General features: G+C 59.9%; 16 protein-coding genes. 8 read left to right on the top strand and 8 right to left on the bottom strand.

Going from position 1 to position 17,800, the window contains the following annotated elements; all coding sequences use genetic code 11:
• Window positions 1-33 precede the first annotated feature (33 nt).
• Window positions 34-747 (top strand): RAD55 family ATPase, encoded by a 714-nt coding sequence (locus TPEN_RS07990; protein WP_011753223.1) that lies wholly within the window; start codon window positions 34-36, stop codon window positions 745-747.
• Window positions 748-1,449: a TrmB family transcriptional regulator gene (locus TPEN_RS07985; protein WP_011753222.1), complete on the top strand. Its 702-nt coding sequence runs from the start codon at window positions 748-750 to the stop codon at window positions 1,447-1,449. It abuts the gene before it with no gap.
• A gap of 4 nt (window positions 1,450-1,453) precedes the next feature.
• Here the strand turns inward: TPEN_RS07985 and TPEN_RS07980 are convergent, their stop codons facing one another.
• Entirely contained in the window at window positions 1,454-2,212 is a 759-nt protein-coding gene (locus TPEN_RS07980) for an ABC transporter permease (RefSeq protein WP_011753221.1), read from the bottom strand.
• A 1-nt stretch (window position 2,213) separates the two neighbouring features.
• A complete protein-coding gene (locus TPEN_RS07975; protein ID WP_148678031.1) occupies window positions 2,214-3,233 on the bottom strand; it encodes an ABC transporter ATP-binding protein in 1,020 nt (339 codons plus the stop codon).
• 208 nt (window positions 3,234-3,441) lie between these two features.
• Between TPEN_RS07975 and TPEN_RS07970 the strand changes: the two genes are divergently transcribed.
• Entirely contained in the window at window positions 3,442-4,797 is a 1,356-nt protein-coding gene (locus TPEN_RS07970) for an L-fucose isomerase and-like proteins-like (RefSeq protein WP_011753219.1), read from the top strand.
• Between the two features lie 19 nt (window positions 4,798-4,816).
• Here the strand turns inward: TPEN_RS07970 and TPEN_RS07965 are convergent, their stop codons facing one another.
• From TPEN_RS07965 to TPEN_RS07950, 4 genes are all read right to left on the bottom strand, one after another.
• Window positions 4,817-5,626, bottom strand: coding sequence for an MFS transporter (locus TPEN_RS07965; protein WP_011753218.1), 810 nt, complete (start codon window positions 5,624-5,626; stop codon window positions 4,817-4,819).
• A 432-nt stretch (window positions 5,627-6,058) separates the two neighbouring features.
• Window positions 6,059-6,412: a HEPN domain-containing protein gene (locus TPEN_RS07960; protein WP_011753217.1), complete on the bottom strand. Its 354-nt coding sequence runs from the start codon at window positions 6,410-6,412 to the stop codon at window positions 6,059-6,061.
• 19 nt (window positions 6,413-6,431) lie between these two features.
• Window positions 6,432-8,063, bottom strand: a complete 1,632-nt coding sequence (locus TPEN_RS07955; RefSeq protein WP_052885304.1) for an ABC transporter permease — start codon at window positions 8,061-8,063, stop codon at window positions 6,432-6,434.
• Window positions 8,064-8,092: 29 nt separating this feature from the next.
• The gene (locus TPEN_RS07950; RefSeq protein ID WP_011753215.1) at window positions 8,093-9,157 is read right to left on the bottom strand and encodes an ABC transporter substrate-binding protein; all 1,065 of its coding nucleotides are present in this window, start codon (window positions 9,155-9,157) and stop codon (window positions 8,093-8,095) included.
• A gap of 143 nt (window positions 9,158-9,300) precedes the next feature.
• Here TPEN_RS07950 and TPEN_RS07945 point away from each other — a divergent pair, with 143 nt between their 5' ends.
• Window positions 9,301-10,389: an ABC transporter ATP-binding protein gene (locus tag TPEN_RS07945; protein WP_011753214.1), complete on the top strand. Its 1,089-nt coding sequence runs from the start codon at window positions 9,301-9,303 to the stop codon at window positions 10,387-10,389.
• A gap of 57 nt (window positions 10,390-10,446) precedes the next feature.
• Here TPEN_RS07945 and TPEN_RS07940 read toward each other — a convergent pair whose 3' ends face one another.
• Together TPEN_RS07940 and TPEN_RS07935 are read right to left on the bottom strand one after the other, a co-directional pair.
• Window positions 10,447-12,603, bottom strand: coding sequence for an alpha-amylase family protein (locus tag TPEN_RS07940; protein ID WP_011753213.1), 2,157 nt, complete (start codon window positions 12,601-12,603; stop codon window positions 10,447-10,449).
• A 1-nt stretch (window position 12,604) separates the two neighbouring features.
• Window positions 12,605-13,633, bottom strand: coding sequence for a TrmB family transcriptional regulator sugar-binding domain-containing protein (locus TPEN_RS07935; protein WP_011753212.1), 1,029 nt, complete (start codon window positions 13,631-13,633; stop codon window positions 12,605-12,607).
• Between the two features lie 131 nt (window positions 13,634-13,764).
• Between TPEN_RS07935 and TPEN_RS07930 the strand changes: the two genes are divergently transcribed.
• From TPEN_RS07930 to TPEN_RS07915, 4 genes are read left to right on the top strand one after another with little or no spacing between them, the layout of a single operon-like run.
• Window positions 13,765-15,051: an ABC transporter substrate-binding protein gene (locus TPEN_RS07930; protein WP_011753211.1), complete on the top strand. Its 1,287-nt coding sequence runs from the start codon at window positions 13,765-13,767 to the stop codon at window positions 15,049-15,051.
• A 14-nt stretch (window positions 15,052-15,065) separates the two neighbouring features.
• Window positions 15,066-15,920 carry a carbohydrate ABC transporter permease gene (locus TPEN_RS07925; RefSeq protein WP_011753210.1) on the top strand — a complete coding sequence of 285 codons (855 nt, stop codon included), beginning with the start codon at window positions 15,066-15,068 and terminating at the stop codon, window positions 15,918-15,920.
• A gap of 2 nt (window positions 15,921-15,922) precedes the next feature.
• Window positions 15,923-16,735, top strand: a complete 813-nt coding sequence (locus tag TPEN_RS07920; RefSeq protein WP_011753209.1) for a carbohydrate ABC transporter permease — start codon at window positions 15,923-15,925, stop codon at window positions 16,733-16,735.
• Between the two features lies 1 nt (window position 16,736).
• Complete coding sequence (locus TPEN_RS07915; RefSeq protein ID WP_011753208.1) at window positions 16,737-17,798, top strand: ABC transporter ATP-binding protein; 1,062 nt, start codon at window positions 16,737-16,739, stop codon at window positions 17,796-17,798.
• Window positions 17,799-17,800 lie beyond the last annotated feature (2 nt).

Here is a 17,800-nt window from a genome sequence, read left to right as displayed (position 1 = left end):
ACTTTTCTCCGAGAAGCTTAAAACGTGGAAGGGATGGAGCGCGCGCGCACGGGTATAAAGGGGCTGGACGAGGCTCTAGAGGGCGGGTTGCCGAGGCCTTCCTCCGTTCTCGTCGCCGGGTCCATAGGTAGCAAGAAGAACACTTTTGCCCAGAGGATACTCTACGAGGGTCTGCTCGAGGGTGAGAAGGGCATCTATGTTACGGTCGACCTCTTCCCGGAGGACATCGTGGAGAACATGGAGAAGTACGGGATGAGCGCGCGGCGCTTCATAGAGGAGGGCAGGCTTGTCTTCATAGACTGCTTCTCGCCGAGGGTTGGCGTTGAGAGCTCCGCGAGGTACCTAGTCGAGAACCCCTTCGACCTCGACGAGGTGCTTAGGGAGATAGTGGTGGCCAAGCGGGAGTTCCTCGAGCCGGGCGATAGGTACAGGCTCGTGATATCGCACCTCTCGACGCTCTTCTTCTCGGCATCCAAGGAGCTGATACCCGGCTTTATCGGCAGGTTGCACGCAGAGGCTCGCAGATCCCGCGGTATACACGTAATGGTGTACAGCGAGGGGGTGCTCAACAAGCACTACGAGTGCTTCTTGAAGAGCCTCCCCGACGTCGTCTTCGAGCTCTCGAGGCGGGGGAGCAGCCGCTACCTCAGGATTCTGCGCTGCATAAAGACTTCCTACCCTCTAACCCCGTTCAGGCTTTCGCACGATATGAGCGCCGCGACCCCCGTGGAGGGTGAGGAGCGCTAAATGCCAGGCGAGGCTGACCGCGCGGCGATGAGCAGAGTGGAAGAGGTTCTAGCCTCCCTGGGCTTCTCCCGGTACGAGATAAAGGCGTACCTCGCGCTCCTAATAAGGGGCGTGGCGACGGTAAGCGAAGTCGCGGACCTCAGCGGGATATCCTACACGAAGGCTTACGACGTGCTCTCAAGCCTCGAGAACAAGGGGCTCCTAGCCTCGGTGCCCGGGAGGCCCCTCAGGTTCCAGGCACTAGACCCCGAGACCGCTATGCGCAACCTCCTCGAGAGGAGGAGGAGCGAGTTGCTCGGCGAGATAAAAAGGCTCGAGGAGAAGGTCTCGGAGGCTACGAGCGAGCTCAGGAAGCTCTACTCGCCGGAGGCGCGGAGCCCGGTCTTCCTTGTGAGGGGCGAGAGGGCTCTCCCGACCTTGGTGCAGGAGGCTCTGAGGAGCGCGGAGGCAACCGTTGTCTGCTCGGACGCCTCGAAGGTGTTCGGGGAGCGCGACGCGGAGCTTCTGCGCAGAAGGGTGAATGTCGTGGAGCTAGGGGGAGGCGAGCCCGCCGCATTGCTCGTGGAGCCTGGTAGGGTAGAGGTGTACGTGAAGGAAGACGTCGAGGCGAACTCCTACACGGTGGTCGTGAACTCAGAGAGGCTTGCGGGTCTACTGCTAAGGCTGCTCGAAGCCCTCCGGGGCTCCGGCGGGAAGCAGTAGCGCGTCACTCTATTATCCTGGGTAGCGCCGCGGTCGCGGCGAGGAGCATTGCGAGTGAAAAGGTTGCGAGGATCCCGGTATTCGCGAGCGTAGACCAGTAGTCGCAGTAGATCAGCGAGGCGCGGAGCGCCTGGATAGTGTAGGTGAGCGGGTTGAAGAGGCTTACGTACTGGAGCGGTTGCGGCATGAACTCTACGGGGTAGAGAGCGTTGCTTGTGAAGAAAAGCGGCATGGTTATAGCCTGGATGATCCCCATGAACCTCTCCCTCGTCTTCATGGCCGACGCCATTATTATCGAGAGGGCTGTGAGGCCCGTCGAGCAGACGTAGACCGCCAGGGCGGCTAGGCAGAGTGCGAGCGGGTTAACGTTGAGCCTGGCGCCGAGGGGGAGCGCTATGAGGAGAACCACGAACAGCTGGGACAGAGCCCTCGTGGCCCCTGAGAGGGAGCGCCCCAGCACTATGAGGAAGCGGTTAACGGGTAACGTGAGGACCCTTTTGAGTATTCCCGAGTCCCTCTCCCAGACGAGCATTATGCCGTAGGCTATGGCTATAAAGGAGGTTGACTGCATGAGCACGCCGGGAGCTATGAACGTCAGGTAGTCAACGCTACCCGTTGGTATAGCCCTGACCCTACTCATCACCGTGCCGAAGACCCCTATCCACAGCGCCGGTTGCACGGCCCTTGTGAAGACCTCCGTGGGGTCGTGGCGTAGCCTCCTCAGCTCCAGCTCGACGAACGCGAGCACCTTGTCCACAGCCACCTCAACCACCCCTTCCTATAGCCTTACGGGTGGCGGCCACCTCCCTCAGGCTAGACCTCTCTGCCTCCTCGAACGTCATACCCGTAAGCCTGAGGAAGACGTCCTCGAGAGAGGGGGGCTGTAGGCTCACTTTCTTCACGTTGACCCCGTTGCCCAGGAGCGCCCTGAACACTCCGGCTACCTGTACCTCGAGGTCCTCGACTCTCAGTACGACGGGGTTCCCGGCGGAGACCACCTCGACGCCCCTAACCCCCGACAGGGCTCCCAGGGCTTTCTCCAGCTCGCCGTCGAACTCGATCTTCACGGTTGCGCCGCCCCCAGCCTTCTCTACGAGCTCTCTCGGAGCCCCCTCGGCGATAACCCTCCCCCTATTCATCACGGTGACCTTGCCCGCAAACCTCTCCGCCTCGTCCATGTAGTGCGTGTTGAAGACTACCGTCACGCCGCCCTCCCCCGCGTACTCCAGAATCCTGGACCACACGAGCTCCCTCGCGCGGGGGTCAAGCCCTATGGTGGGCTCGTCGAGGAACAGGACGCGCGGCTTGGTCATCAGCGCTATCCCGAGCTCTAAGCGCCTAATCATCCCCCCGGAGTACGTCTTCACAAGCCTGTGCTTAGCCTCCCCCAGGCCCATGAACTCGAGCATGTCCTCGACGACCCTCCTCCTCTCGCTCGGAGGAACCCCGTAGAGCTTCGCGTATATCATGGCGTTCTCGTAGCCCGTAAGGTCCGTCCACACCGAGAACTCCTGCGGCACGTACCCTATGACTTCCCGCACCCTCGCCGCCTCCTTAACGACGTGGCGGCCCAGAACCCACGCATCGCCGCTGGAAGGCTTGATCTGCGTGGTTAGTACACGCATGAGCGTAGTCTTCCCGGCGCCGTTGGGCCCCAGCACGGCGTGTATCTCTCCCTCCTCGACCACCATCGAGACGCCGTCGAGCGCCCTGACCCCGCCGCTAAACACCTTCGAGACTCCTCGGACAACGATGCAGGAGCTTCTACCAACCCCCTCGCCCATACTCGATGGCGCCACGCGACCTACACCTATAAATATTTTGAAAATTGCGAGGCCCCCGCGTAGCTTGTCAGGCTCAGACCGCGGGTGCCTGGCTCTCGAGGGTGTAGCGCCTACGGGCGTTACGAGCGTAGCCGCTCCAGGCGCGCGGCTTTCCCCGAAGAGTTAGGAATAATAGGGGCTTTTCGGAAAGCTTACCCGGCGAGAGGCTTTGGTTGAGCTGACCGTGAAGCCTGTTCTTGCGTACAGCGTGTACGAGAGGCGCGAGGCTACGAGCTGGCGCGCCTGGGGAGGGATAGCGGACGAGGAGAGCGCTGAGGAGGAGAGGCGTAGGATCAAGGCCGAGCTAAAGAACCTCGAGCAGAGAGCCGGCTTCCCCCTCAAGTTTCTACCAGTAGGCATGGTGAAGAGCTACGGGGACGTGGATCGCCTGGAGAAGGCGGACGTTTACCTGCTCTACGCCGCCGGCGGGGACGAGGGGCTCCTGATAGGCGTTGCCTACCGCGGGCCGACAGTTGTTTTCCTCAGGCATAGGTCCGGCCCCCTCTACCTGTGGTACGAGATAATAGACGCCAGGCTGATAAGGCGGTACAACGACCGCATCGGTCAGGTTTGGCTGGACTACGACGACGTGGTCGTAGACGACTACGAGGAGCTTCTGAGGAGGCTCCGGGCGCTCTACGCCTTGAAGAACACCCTCGGGGCTAGGGTTGTCGCGGTTGGAGGCGCGTCGGGGTGGGGTATAGGCGGGAAGGCTGTCGAGCTTGCGAGGGCGAGGTGGCACCTCGACATAGTCGAAGTCTCCTACGCCGAGCTTGCCGAGAGGATAAAGAAGGCTATGGGCGACGAGCGGTGCTTGGAGGAGGCTAAGCGGATGGCTAAGGAGTACCTCTCGGAGGAGGGGGTACGCCTGGAGACTAGGGAGGAGTTCGTCGTGAACGCCTTCGTCCTGTACCTCGTGTTTAAGCAACTCCTCGAGGAGCACGAGGCCAGGATAATAACTGTGAACGAGTGCATGACAACGATAATGCCTATCGCGAAGACCACCGCGTGCCTCGCGCTCAGCCTCCTGAACGACGAGGGTTACCTCGCGCTCTGCGAGAGCGACTTCGTCGCTATACCCGCGGCGATACTTCTCCACTACGCCTCCGGGAAGCCCGTGTTCCTCGCAGACCCCACGTTGCCCCACGACGGCATAGTGACTGTAGCCCACTGCACAGCGCCTAGGCTCATGGACGGCAGAAGTAGGGAGCCGGCCCGGATACTCACGCACTTCGAGTCCGACTACGGAGCGGCACCCAAGGTGGAGTTCAGGAAGGGGCAGGTAGTGACGGTGCTCATCCCAGACTTCGAGGAGAAAACTTGGGTGGGCTTCAGGGGGAAGATTGCAGAAGCCCCCTTCCTGCCCATCTGCAGGAGCCAAGCCGAGATCGAGATAGAGGGGGACTGGCGACGCCTCCTAAGGGAGCTCAGGGGCTTCCACTGGCTGATAGTATACGGGGACTACCTGCGCGAGGTTAGCTACGCGCTCAAAAAGGTGGGGATGGAATTCGTGGAGATAGGCTAGCGGAGGCGGCTGGTAAAGCCTAGCCTACACGCGGGCGCGCCTGACCCGCCGACTTCGAGGCCTCTGCGATGAGTGGCAGAGTCGCGGCGACCAGGAAAGAGCCCGCCAGGTACGGCAACCCCGGGGAAACTGCGGCCAGCAGGCCTGCTAGGAGAGGTACAGCCAGGAGCACGGTCAAGCTCAGCGCGGATAGCCCTGACGATACTAGGGCCGCCTCCTCCCTCGCGATAGAGCCGTAGAGCCAGGCCCTGCTGAACACGAGGAACGCGGAGTCGAACATCCTAAGCGCGAAGCCCAGCACCATGAGGGCCCAGAGCGGGGGCTTCGCCGAGAGGAGGAGCATGGATGCGGAGACCCCAGCCGCCGAGAGAGCCATTGCCCGAAAGCCAAGCCGCGCGGGCACTCTGTCGACTACGAGCATTGAGGCTACGGAGGCAGTGCTCATCGATGCATCGAACAGGGCAACATGGAACAGGTTCCCACCGTACCCCTCTACCACGTAGTTCACGAGGACGAAGGCCGGCGTGAGTTGCCAGGCTAGTAGGTAGAGTAGCTCTACAGACAGGTAGAGCCTCAGCCTCCCCCCGAGCGCTCCGGCCAGTTTTCTCAAGTCGTCTAGCAACGATCCCTCTTCCCCCTCCTTGAGGGTTACCGGGTAGAAGAGCGCGAGCACGTAGATGGCGAGCGCTACGTGGGCAACGGCGAGCGCGAGGAAGCCCTCCCTCACGGAGCCAGGGCGAAGCGCGCTGAGAGCGTAGCCCAGCAATGGGTAGCTGATGGCGGCAGACGCCTCTGGGAGAAGCATGTGCCATACGAGCGCATCTTTCAACCTGTCCTCCGGGTAGACAGCCCTCTCGTACGCCTGGTAGAGCGGGGTGGAGGATCCCCGCTACCTTCGAGAGGAGGAGCGCTACCCTCGCAACGAGGACGGCGAAGCCGCCTGTAGCGAAGTAGAGGAGCAACAGGGACGCGGCCTCTAGCACGTCGATAAACGCTAACCCCTTCTTCACGTCGTGGAAAGTGAAGTACCTGCCGATGAGGATCCTGGCGGGCAACGATGCTACGTTCACGGCCGCGTAGAGAGCGCCGAGCTGAACGGCGGTGTAGCCCTCCTCGACGAGGCTGTAGGGTAGCATGTACCAGGCGAAGAGGAGCGGCGCTGTAGCAACGTGGTAGAGGATGTAGCGCCTAGCGGGCTCCGGTAGTTCACTCCACCTCATGGCTTGCCACCAACACCCCATAAAGACCTAGCTTTTTTTCGCTAACTTTCGGCTCGGCTCTCCAGAGGCCTAATCCAAGCTCTCCCAGCTTTCCTGTACGCGCTCCTTGCCCGCGCGCGGGCAACGATGTACAAATCCTCGGACACGTCCTCGTAGCCTCTCAGCGTCGCTAGATCGACAACGCTGTGTCCCCACGCACTCGGCGTGAGCGCGTAGAGCAGGGCCCTGACTGCTTTTCCGGCGGCCTGTTGCGCCTGAAAGCATGCCCACTCGTAGCTATCGGTAGCCGAGCTGTCACGCGTAGCTTTAAGGTCTCTTAAGGCTTGGAGGAACCGCTTCTTAGCCTCTTCGAACCTATCCGGTACGGCCTCTTCGCTACTGGATGCTAGGAGCATTTATGTTTTAACTGTGGGTCTACGCGCCTTGCCGTCTCGCTAGGGCTCCTCCCTTCGCGAGCTTGGAGGCTACCGCCGTCAGGAGAAGAGTTACCAGGACGATTATTATTGAGAGCGCTGCCCCGTCGCTGAAGTACCCGTCCGTGAATAGGAGGAAAGCCACGACAATCGCGGTCTCAACCTGCGTTGAGAGTATAGCGCTAGCGCTTAACTCCTTCATCGAGCTGTTGAAGACGAAGATCCAGCTACTGAGTAGCGCGCCTGCTGAAAGCGGGAGCACGACCCTTGCTAGGGTTTTGCCGAAGCTTACTCCGTGAATCCTGGAGGCCTCCTCGAGGCTCTCGTCTATTTGGAGGAGTGCGGGGGCTAGCGTCCTAGTAGCGTAGGGCAGGAACCTTATCACGAAAGCTACGAGCAGGATTCCCACTGTCCCGTAGAGTGGTCCGTAAAGCTTACCAGCCGCTACCAGGAGCCCCACGCCTATAACGAGCCCCGGTATGCTGAACGGGAGGAAGACTATGTAGTCTATGATCCTGGAGAGTAGCGAGGGGGAGCGGACGGCAACATATGCGACGAGTAGCCCTACGATGCTCGCTATGCTGGCTGCCCCCAGGCTTAGGAGGAGGGTAGCTACGAGTGCCCTCCTGCTACGCTCCATAGCGAGTATCTTCAGGTAGTGGTCAACCCCCAGATTGGAGAGCGTTATCGGCTCGCCCCACGTTCTCACAAGGGAACCCACGATTACGGCCAGTATTGGCATGTAGACGAGCACCAAGGAGGTTGCAATCGCCGCGAAAGCCTTGTAGCTAGGCTTCCTTTCCTCGACTCTGGCCGCTTTCCCCGTCACGACCGCGTACCTCTTTCTCGAAAGCACGAAGAAGTTCAGGTAGAGCGCGAGCAGGCTTATAGCGGAGAGCACAACCGAGAGTACCTCCGCGGCCGCGTAGTCCACGGGGGACACGGTCATCAGGGAGTATATCTGCGTTACAAGCGTTGTGTACCCCACGGGGAGGCCTAGCACCGCCGGGGCACCAAACTCCGAGATCGAGTAGGCGAACGTCAGTATAAAGCCGGAGAGCACGCTCGGTAGCACGAGGGGTAGCACTATACCCGTGGCTATCCTCCGCGGAGACACACCGTGGATCCTAGCGGCTTCCTCCAGGCTTGCGTCCAGGTTGAGTAGCGCGGGGTAGATCGAGAGCATGGCGAGCGGGTAGTTGTGCAAAGCGAGCACGAAAACGAGGTTTAAGGGTCCGTAGGGGTTTAGCGGGCTCCGCATCCCCGTGAACTGCTCGTAGAGACCGCGGTTTGTCCAGAGCATAATCCACCCTGTTGCTATCAGGAACGAGGGTATCACGTAGGGTCCCGTGAGCAGGGAGAGTAGGAGCTCTCTTCTCGGGATGTTGTAGCGCGCCAGGAGCCACGCGAACATCAGCCCTACAAGCGTGGCCAGGAGAGCCGTAAGGCTACACACGAACACCGAGTTTACTAGCGGCCTATACAGGTAGTAGGGCTTGGAGAGCAGAGAGTTCAGTCTCTGCGGGTCCTCGACGGCCAGCGTTGCCACATCTGAGAAAATGAGCAGTATGGGGGGCAGAACCAGGGCTACGGCCGCTACTAGAAGAGCGACGGTCAGCCACTTAGGCACCATAGCGCAACGCCCAAAAAAATAAAGATTTTTTATCCACCGAATATCTGCGTCCACTTATCCCTTATTTGGCTCACAATGGGCCTTAGCTCGTCCATGCTTACCTTCAGGATCTTCAGCTGGGAGAGCGGTGGAAGACCCTTCGGCGCAGGGGCATCAATCCTGGTAGAGTAGGTGTAGGCATCGGTTAAGGCCTGGGCCCCTAGCTTGGAGAGCAGGAACCTCAAGAACACCTTAGCGTCCTCCGGGTGCTTGGCGTTCTTTACTAGGCCTACGGGGCTGGGTATCGCTATGGCCCCCTCCTCCGGTGCTACGAACTTTAGCGTGGGGTACGCCCCGAGGTACATTGTAAGCGTCACGCCTACGGGTCTCTCACCCGTGGCAACAACCCTTGCGACGTCGGGCACGTCTTGTACAACGAGTACATCGTTTTCCTTCAGCTTTTCGAAGTAGCTCCACCCGAACTTTGAGGCGAGGGCCGCTACTGCGACCTGCGTGGATCCCGAGTAGAGTGGGTTGGCTATCACTACCTTACCTTTCCACTCAGGCTTCACCAAGTCCTGCCACGACTTCGGCGGGTCAGTCACTATGTTCGGGTTATACACTATCACCATTACAAGCACTCTTCCCCACACGTAGTACCCTCTGGGATCCCTGTACTCCTGGGGGATGTATTTCAGCTCGGGAATGTCGGGGAACTTCTCTATGATGCTCTCGTTTATCAAGGTCTCGAACTCGAAGGGTGATGCTATGTAGACAACGTCTGCCTCCACGCTACCGGCCTTTTTCTCCGCAAGGAGCTTAGCGACCACTTTCCCCGTCCCGGACCTCCAGACCTCCAGCGATATCGTAGACCCGAAGTACTTGCTCCAGTTACCCTTCCAAGAATTTACGATGACGTCTGGTATACTTGTGTAGAATACCACCTTGCCGGCGACGTTCTCCGGAACCTCTATTCTTTCGCCGGTCGGTAGCTCGACGACAGCCTTTGCCGGTGTAGCCGGCTGAGAAGGTTTAGAGCCAAAGTATACCAATGCGCCGATGGCTACTGCTAGTACGATTACGAGAAGTATTCCTAGGACTTTGAGCTTTGGCATAATGCCTGCACCAAATATAATTCCGCCAAAAAATACATAAAGTTTATTGCCTCATAATGAGGCGGGATTGCGCCTTGAACTCCGCGAAGCCTCCCCTCTCGTCCTCCGAGGAGGGGATCCCGGGCAGGGGGTGAGTGGGCTATATGCCGTACCTAAGCGCTGAGAACCTGGTTAAACGCTACGGTAAAGTGCTCGCCGTAGACCACGTGAGCTTCTCGGTTGAGAGGGGAGAAATGCTCGGCCTACTGGGCCCCAGCGGCTGTGGCAAGACTACTACTCTTAGGATAATAGCCGGCCTAACGGTGCCAGACGAGGGAAGGGTGCTGGTAGAGGGCGAGGACATCACGAACGCTCCTCCCGAGAAGCGGGGCATGGGGATGGTTTTCCAGAACTACGCTCTTTGGCCCCATATGACGGTCTACGACAACGTGGCCTTCCCGCTCAGGGCTAGGGGCATGCCTGCAGACGAGGTTCAAAGGAGAGTTAAAGAGGCGCTGGAGATAGTCAGGCTCTACGAGTTGAAAGACAGGTACCCCCACCAGCTGAGCGGGGGTCAGCAGCAGAGAGTCGCCTTGGCGCGCGCACTGGCTGTTCAGCCGCGGGTAATACTGCTGGACGAGCCTTTGAGCAACTTGGACGCCAAGCTCCGCGAGGAGATGAGGTTCGAGCTGAAAGAGCTTCAGAGAAAGCTCGGAGTAACAGCCGTGTACGTAACGCACGACCAGGCAGAGGCCCTAGCACTCTCGGATAGGATAGCCGTCATGAAGGACGGCAGAATAGTGCAGATAGGTACTCCGAGGGAAATATACGAAGAGCCTGCCAACGCCTTCGTCGCGGACTTTATAGGCAAGATAAACTTCCTGGAGGGACGCATCGAGGAGTTCCTAGGGGAAGGCTACGTCCTCGTCAGGGTGGGCGACGGGCTTTACGTGAAGGCGTACACAAAGAGGGTGCACGAGAAGGCCCCCGTTATAGTGGGGGTAAGGCCAGGCTACATCGAGCTACGGGGGACGCGCCCAGAGAAAGTCGACGAGTCCAGGGTGAACGTTTTCGAGGGGGTCGTGGTTAGGAAGACGTACCTCGGGGACGTGTACGATTACCGGGTGAGGGTCTCGGAGGGCGTCACCCTTAGAGTCGAGGCCAGGGAGAACTACGATGTTGGATCGAAGCTGTACCTAGTCGTGCCGGCGGATAGGACGCTGGTTATAGACAAGAAGACCGGCTGGGCGTAGCGGTTGCTCCGCAGATCCCTCTTGAGAAGATGAGAAGAGAGAAAAGCCGGGCGCGCGTTAGAGGTCGAGCACCAGTACCTCGTACTCCTCGAGGGGTACTCTTATAGCAACCTCCTCGCCCTTAGTCTCTACCTCGTACTTCTTCGAGGTTAGGGGGGAGTAGGCTTTCTTCGGGGCGAAGCCTCTTAGGCGTAGGTGTGCTTCAACGGGTACTACGCGCCTAGGCGGCATCACGCTCTCGCTCGTCGAGTGCCAGGCATCGGGATCCGCGGTGTTTCCGCGTACAATGATCCTCCTGTCGTACGTTAGGTTCACGAGGTGCACGACTAGCTGACCGCTTCTCGTGTAAGGCTCGACGAGAACGAGTCCCTCGCTCTCCAGCTTCAGCGGGGGCTCTCCGCCGGCCCACCTGGCGGCGTTGAGTATCAGCGCTTCGTGCTGGGGGAGGCCGGTCCTCCAGAACAGCCTGCCGAGTTGTCCGGAGAAGTACACGACGCGAGGTTCCTCCCTCGCGGTGATGGCCGGTGCCCCTGTAGGCGACCCCAGGAGGGGCGGAGACCTCCCGTTCTCGTACTCGTAGCCGTACTCCCCGGCGGGCTCGCCCACGTATCCCAGCACCGAGGTTCCTTCGAGTGCCTTCACGCGAGCGTGCCACGCGATGCTCGGCGGAACCCTTCTACCGTTGAACACCCTATCGTAGTCGCCCCAGAGGATAGCCTCGCCCTGGAGTCCCTCCGTCACGGGGTGCTCGCCGTGTGGGAGGACGTAGCTCCACGGTAGTTCGAGAACCCCCTTGTACGAGACTCCGAGTAGCTCCGATAGCTGGAACTCCTCTAGCTGGCGCCCGTCCTCGTCCATCGTGGACGTCAGGTACGTGGCTACGACTCCAAGGCCTCTCGCGGCGCGCTCTGCGAGCGACGCTACCCCCCTTCTCGACATACTGGCGACACTGCCCAGGAGGAGCACTCTGTAGCCCTTCAGCTCTCCCGAGTCCAGCTGGGTGTCGGATACGAAGTCGACAGGGTACCCGCTGTACGCCAGCGCGTAGTAGAGCCCCCTCGCCTCGTCCGTCACGTGCCTCGGGTCGCTCCGCCCGAGCCAGTCCCTGCTCCTATTCGAGTAGACTACGCCCGCGTAGCGTAGCCGCTCGGCCCCCTCCATGTACTCTTCTAGCGCCTCTACTTCTCTGAAAGCCTGGGCGGCTGCCTTCAGCCCCTTCGGGGACTGAACGAAGGCGGAGCTGAATACCAGGAGCATGGGCTCCCCTCCCGCCGCGAATATCTCGCGTATCCCCTGCCTTACTACTACGGGGCTCGTCGTGGTTGTTGTGAGGGCCATGTGGAACGAGTTGCGGGTTGCCCAAACCCTCTTTGCACCCATAGCCTTGGACAGCTTGACTATCTCGGCGAGGAAGCCCGGCGGCTGGTAGTCAGCCTCGGAGCCCTCGGCGAAGACGACGTCGACGGCGTTCCTGGACATCTCGACTATCGTGTTCGCCCTGCCCCTCCAGCCGGCTGGGTGGCTGTTGTACACGAGGAAGGCTCCCGGCTTCGCCTTTCTCACGAAGTCCTTAACTCTCTCGAGAGCCTTCACGTTCACCCTGTACCTCCACGCGAAGGCCCTCCTGAAGGCCTCGCTGTCCCAGTCTTCCTCCGACGGTAGCTCTCCTCCGACCTCCTCCGCGTAAGCCTTCCTGCAGTTCTCGCAGAAGCAGGCTCTCTCCACGTCGGGCATGTACCTGAACGAGTCGAGGAACACGCCGTCGACACCATAGCGCAGGACCTCCTCCGCCTCCCTGAGCACGTAGTCGAGGAACGGGGAGTTCAGGCACATGAGCGGCCACCTAACCTTGTCCTTAACGCCCTGGGGATCCGTGTCCATGTGTATTACCCTCCCGTTCCTGTCGCGCTGAGCCCACTCGGGGTGGGAGCTGTACAGCTCCGGGTTCGTCGTATGCCCTATCATCGCCACGACCTTTATTCCGCGCCTGTGAGCCTCCTCCACTACTTCGCGTAGCAAGTCTCTGGACTTCAGGCTTGCTACCTTCCTTGCAACGGCGCTGTCGTAGTACGCCCTCCCCCAGGCGTCCCTCGCGAAGATGACTACAGTGTCGCAGTGGAGCTCAGCCGCGAGCCCCACTATGTCCGCGCCGGTAACGCGGTCTGCGTACTGGGCTAGCTTATCCTCGAAGTTGAACTGCAGTATCCTGGCCATTTCACGCACCCCTTAACTCGATTCTCGACGCGGCAAACTCCTCTACTACGGCGTCGGGCCCCCCTATCCTGATGCTCCCGGCGCGCGTGTCCACCACGAAGTGCGCCACGCCCGTTGCCTGGTCTACGACGGCGTCCCGCACTATCCCCTCGACGATGGCTTCTCCCCGGGAGCCCGTGTACCGCCCGTACGCCGTTAGGCTCAGCCTCCTTCCCTCTGAGAGGAGCCTCTGTGCCTCGATGAGTGCGAGCCTGTTCACGGTGAAGCAGGATGGCAGGCGCACAGGCTCATCCCTTATAACGCTACCCCTCAGCCAGCGGTTGAAGAAATCCTGCTCCAAGTAGTCTATCAGCACGGGCTCTTCCACGGATAGACCGTACTCGGGTCTCTCGCCGGGACCGAGCCTCCTTTGCGCCACAAGCGCAACCCGGGAGTCCACGACCACCATCATATCCCCGGAGACAGCCTTCCTAGCCTTCCTGACGACCACCTCGTCCTCCCTGACCGGTATGCCTGGTAGCTCGTAGAGAATGACGAAGACGTTAACCCCTTCTTCCTCCTTCTTTCTCAGCTCCTCCCAGTACGGCTTCACGAACGAGCTGTCGCCGCACACTATGACGTCGCACTTAGCGGACCGTATGTACTCGAGCCCCCGAATGCGGAACGCTCTCCAGCTACGTAGCACGTAGACCCCGTACTCCCGCGAGGCTGGGTGCGCCTGCGCGGAAATGGATTTCAGCCTCTCGAGAGCATTCTTCCTGAGGCTCTCGACCCTGCTCCTGTATATGGCGTCAAACGTTTCCACGGAGACAGCCCTGTATATGCTGGGCTTGCCCCTGCTGACCTCTACCAGCCCAAGCCTTACCAGCCTCTTGAGGTATTGATGGAGCTGCGATCCAACCATGTCCACCTTGTCGCTAAGCTCGCGAAGAGTGGAGGGACCGTACTTCAGTAACGCCTGGTAGATCTCTGCCTCGGGTCTGCCTGCACCGAGCACTCGGAACATCTCGACTAGGCTGTCTGAGCTCACGACTTTTTCTTAACAATGAATTAATAAAAAGTTTTTCATCCCGCCTTAAAAAGCCGGAGAGCGCCGGGTGCAGAGTAATTGATTATCAGAAAAATTTATAACGAAGTTTTCTACAAAGTAATCGATAAAGCATGCCCCAGAAAAAGGTACTGGTAGCAGCGGTAGTAGCACTAGTTGTCCTGGTAGCCCTCGCCGCCTACGTTCTCTACCGGCCGAAGCCGAAGTCTGTCACCCTAACGTTCGTCTCGACGCAGCTCAGCCCTCCCACCGAGCAAGCTTTCATGAGGTCTCTACTATCCCGGTTCGGGAACGAGACGGGCATAAAGGTCGACTTCGTGCCGCTAGGCTACACCGACATGGTGGCGAAGGTAGAAGCAGAGGTCAACTCCGGGAAGGTCTCGACCAACATAATCGGAGGTCTCTCCTCGGAGGTGGACTACTTCGCCAGCAAGGGGCTTGTAGAGGATCTTTCTAAGTTCGGCTCCCTACCCGGCAGGACGTTCTACCCAGCGCTCGAGCAGGCCTCGAAGATGTACGGCATTAAGGCCATGGTTCCCTGGATGACCGCGACCTTCGTTATCGTGGTGAACAACAAGGCCTTCGACTACCTGCCGCCGGGCCTTACGAAGGACGACGTGATAAAGGGAACCGACAAGTGGACGTACGACGCGCTCCTAGCGTGGGCCAAGAACATCTACGAGAAGACCGGGAAGCAGGCAGTAGGGTTACCGGCGGGGGGCGGAGGGCTCCTCCATAGGTTCCTCCACGGCTACCTCTACCCGTCCTACACGGGGTACCAGGCGAAGGCGTTCAACTCCCCGGAGGCCGTGGAGCTTTGGAAGTACCTGAGGGAGCTCTGGAAGTACACGAACCCTGCCAGCACGACGTACGACGCAATGGCGGACCCCTTGCTCAAAGGTGACGTCTGGATCGCGTGGGACCACGTCGCCCGGGTGAAAGCCGCTATAACGACCTCGCCCGACCAGTTCACGGTGTGCCCCGTGCCGCGGGGACCCAAAGGGAGAGGCTACATAGTGGTTCTAGCAGGGCTCGCTATACCCAAGGGAGCCCCCGACCAGGACTCGGCGTGGAAGCTCGTAGAGTTCCTGACGAGGCCAGAGGTTCAGGCCAAGGTGGCCGAGAACGTAGGCTTCTTCCCGACAGTTAAGGAGGCAAGCCCGGCGATAACGGGTCCCATAAAGAAGCTGGCTGACGGTGTGTCCGCTCAGATGGCGGCCCCAGACTCCATAGCGGTTATGATACCGCCGCTCGGCGCCAAGGCTGGAAGCTTCAACTCCGTGTACCGCGATGCCTTCACGAGGATCGTGCTCAAAGGAGAGGACATCCAGGCGGTTCTAGCCGACGACGCCGGAAAGCTTGACAGCATATTCAAGGAGCTGAAGATACCGCCTCCCTAAGCGGTGTCCCAGCCGTGAATAACAGGTTTTTTTCTCCGTCTAAGGCTATGCCCTACCTCTTGATACTCCCCAGCATGCTCTACATGCTCGCCTTCATAGGCTACCCCCTAGTCCAGTCCCTCTCCTGGGCCCTTCTCCCGGACTCCCACGGCTCCATACCCATCGTGAGGATACTGACCTCGGAGAGATTCTCGGAGGTCCTCGTGAACACGTTCCTCCTCCTATTAGCGATAGTCCCGGCACAGTTCGCCTTAGCCCTGCTAGCTTCGCTTGTACTCGTTCAGCGCTTCCCCGGTAGGGAGGTCTCGCTCTACTTCTTCACTGTGCCGCTGGCGCTGAGCGACGTCTCGGCGGCGCTGATATGGTACACTATGCTCTCATCGAGGGGTTTCCTCAACAAGCTCCTAATGGAGGCAGGGCTGATATCCTCCCCGATACAGTTCTTCGGCTACGCTTTCCGGAACATGGAGTTCCTGGCAATAGTGCTCACCGAGGTCTGGAGGGCAACCGCGATAGTCTTCATAAACATCTACGCCGGGTTCCAGACTATTAACCGCGAGCTTCTCGAGGCGGCGGACGTCTTCGGGCTAAGCTCCCTCCAGAAACTCCGGTACGTCACGCTACCGCTCCTCAAGCCGAGCATACAGTCGGCGCTAATCATAAGGACCCTCTTCGCGCTACAGACATTCGCACCGGTGCTAATCCTCGCCGGCTTCGACATACCCGTGCTCGCGACGGAAGCCTTCTACCAGTACACACTGGTGATGGACGTGCCGACGGCGGCCGCGTGGTCCCTGCTCATAGGGGCTGTTACCTTCGCGCTCGGGGCGTTCTACCTCCGCGCGCTGAGAACGCCCGAGGTGGGCTAGGGATGCCGGTCAGGAGGTCTATCTTGTTGTCAATCGTGGGGGCACTGCTCTCGGCTTGGATACTCGTCCCCCTGGCCTACACCATGCTAGCAGCATTCGCGGATCCCGAGGACTACTACCGCCACGTTATTCCGACCAAGTACACGCTGGAAAACGTGAATGTGTTCCTCGAGCTCGGGGCCCTCGACGCTATGGCGAGGAGCGTATTAGTAGCCTTCCTAACCATAGCTATAAGCTTCGCCGTAGGCGTTCCAGCGGGGTACGCCGTGGGGAGGTGGGTGTTCAGGGGCAAGGACTCTTACAGGCTCGCCGTGCTGTCGATGAGGATGTTCCCCGTCATGGTGATGGCGATACCTCTCGCAAGCCTCTACATACGGCTAGGGCTCTACGACTCCCTGCTGGGAGTTGCGCTGGTTCACGCGGCGCTAGCGCTCCCCTTCGTGGTCCTAATAACTTCGAGCATATTTGTCAGCATACCGAGGGACCTCGAGGAGGCGGGCCTAGTCTTCGGTCTGTCGAGGGTCCAGGTATTCACGAAGATCACTGCCCCGCTGGCCCTCCCGGGGCTCTCCGCGGCGGCTATGTTCACGTTCGTCACCTCTTGGAACGAGGTCTTCGCCTCGACGATACTCACGCTCAAGGAGCGCACCCTGCCTGCCCTCACGGTAGCGACGACTATACTCTCGACGGGCGCGGCTGCCCCTGACCCGTACAGGTTCGCCGCGGCGACGCTTTTAGCGCTCCCGGCGTTCATAGTCATGCTCTACATGAGGAAGTACCTCACGGTTATGTGGGGAGGTGCCCGGGTGAGCTAGGATGGTGGGGGTTAGGCTGGAGCACGTTACCAAGCGGTACGGGAAGGTAGTCGCGGTGGACGACGTTAGCCTGGAGGTCAAGGAGGGAGAGTTCTTCGTACTCCTGGGGCCCAGCGGTTGCGGCAAGACAACGACTCTCCGAATAATCGCGGGCCTAGAGGAGCCGGACGAGGGGAGGGTGTTCTTCGGAGAGGAGGACGTGACGAGGCTACCCCCCGGCAAGAGGAAGATCTCGATGGTGTTCCAGAGCTACGCCGTGTGGCCGCACATGAAGGTGTACGATAACATTGCGTTACCACTCAAGGTGCAGGGCTACCCTCCGGAGGAGATCGAGCGCAGGGTTAGGGAGGCGGCGCGGCTCGTGCAGATAGAGGATCTCCTCGACAGGTACCCGCAGCAACTCTCGGGTGGGCAGAGACAGAGGGTCGCGGTTGCCAGGGCGCTGGCAGTGACGCCGCGCGTACTGCTCATGGACGAGCCTCTGAGCAACCTCGATGCCCTCCTCAGGGTGCAGGCGAGGGCGGAGCTAAAAAGGCTCCAGCGCGATACCCGCCTCACCACGATCTACGTAACGCACGACCAGGTGGAAGCAATGGTTCTAGCCGACAGGGTAGCGGTAATGAACAGAGGAAGGGTACTCCAAGTGGGACCCCCGGAGGAGATATACAGCAAGCCTTCGAGCAGGTTTGTCGCGCACTTCATAGGGTCGCCCCCCATAAACCTCTTCGAAGGCACGGTTACGCCTAGAGGTGTCGACGTCGGCTTCGTGGTTCTGCCTGTGGGCGCGGGGAGTCTCGAGGAGTACAGCGGCAAGAGGGTCATAGTGGGCATAAGGCCCGAGGACGTCCATTTAACGGCCTCCCCAGGCTTCATAGAAGTCGAGGGAAGCGTCTGGGTCACGGAGAACCTGGGAGGAGAGTACGTAGTGCTGGTAAGCGTGGGCGATGTCATCCTCAGGGCGAGGAGTCGAGAGAAGCCCGAGTCGGAGAGAGTCAAGGTATACCTTGACCCCTCGAAGCTACACTTCTTCGACAAAGAGACAGAGGCCAGGATCTTCAGCTAATA

The sequence above is a fragment of the Thermofilum pendens Hrk 5 genome (assembly GCF_000015225.1).
In the GTDB taxonomy this organism is placed as follows: Archaea; Thermoproteota; Thermoprotei; order Thermofilales; family Thermofilaceae; genus Thermofilum; species Thermofilum pendens.
The sequence above is the reverse complement of the archived record's forward strand: the minus strand, read 5'-3'. Positions and strand labels throughout refer to the sequence as shown.

What these genes read in the sequence shown, in the direction of transcription:
- TPEN_RS07960 (WP_011753217.1), bottom strand. Translation starts at nt 6,412, where the DNA reads ATGCTCCTAGCATCCAGTAGCGAAGAGGCCGTACCGGATAGGTTCGAA.
- TPEN_RS07975 (WP_148678031.1), bottom strand. Translation starts at nt 3,233, where the DNA reads ATGGGCGAGGGGGTTGGTAGAAGCTCCTGCATCGTTGTCCGAGGAGTC.
- TPEN_RS07945 (WP_011753214.1), top strand. Translation starts at nt 9,301, where the DNA reads ATGCCGTACCTAAGCGCTGAGAACCTGGTTAAACGCTACGGTAAAGTG.
- TPEN_RS07920 (WP_011753209.1), top strand. Translation starts at nt 15,923, where the DNA reads ATGCCGGTCAGGAGGTCTATCTTGTTGTCAATCGTGGGGGCACTGCTC.
- TPEN_RS07955 (WP_052885304.1), bottom strand. Translation starts at nt 8,063, where the DNA reads ATGGTGCCTAAGTGGCTGACCGTCGCTCTTCTAGTAGCGGCCGTAGCC.
- TPEN_RS07915 (WP_011753208.1), top strand. Translation starts at nt 16,737, where the DNA reads ATGGTGGGGGTTAGGCTGGAGCACGTTACCAAGCGGTACGGGAAGGTA.
- TPEN_RS07950 (WP_011753215.1), bottom strand. Translation starts at nt 9,157, where the DNA reads ATGCCAAAGCTCAAAGTCCTAGGAATACTTCTCGTAATCGTACTAGCA.
- TPEN_RS07930 (WP_011753211.1), top strand. Translation starts at nt 13,765, where the DNA reads ATGCCCCAGAAAAAGGTACTGGTAGCAGCGGTAGTAGCACTAGTTGTC.
- TPEN_RS07940 (WP_011753213.1), bottom strand. Translation starts at nt 12,603, where the DNA reads ATGGCCAGGATACTGCAGTTCAACTTCGAGGATAAGCTAGCCCAGTAC.
- TPEN_RS07985 (WP_011753222.1), top strand. Translation starts at nt 748, where the DNA reads ATGCCAGGCGAGGCTGACCGCGCGGCGATGAGCAGAGTGGAAGAGGTT.
- TPEN_RS07990 (WP_011753223.1), top strand. Translation starts at nt 34, where the DNA reads ATGGAGCGCGCGCGCACGGGTATAAAGGGGCTGGACGAGGCTCTAGAG.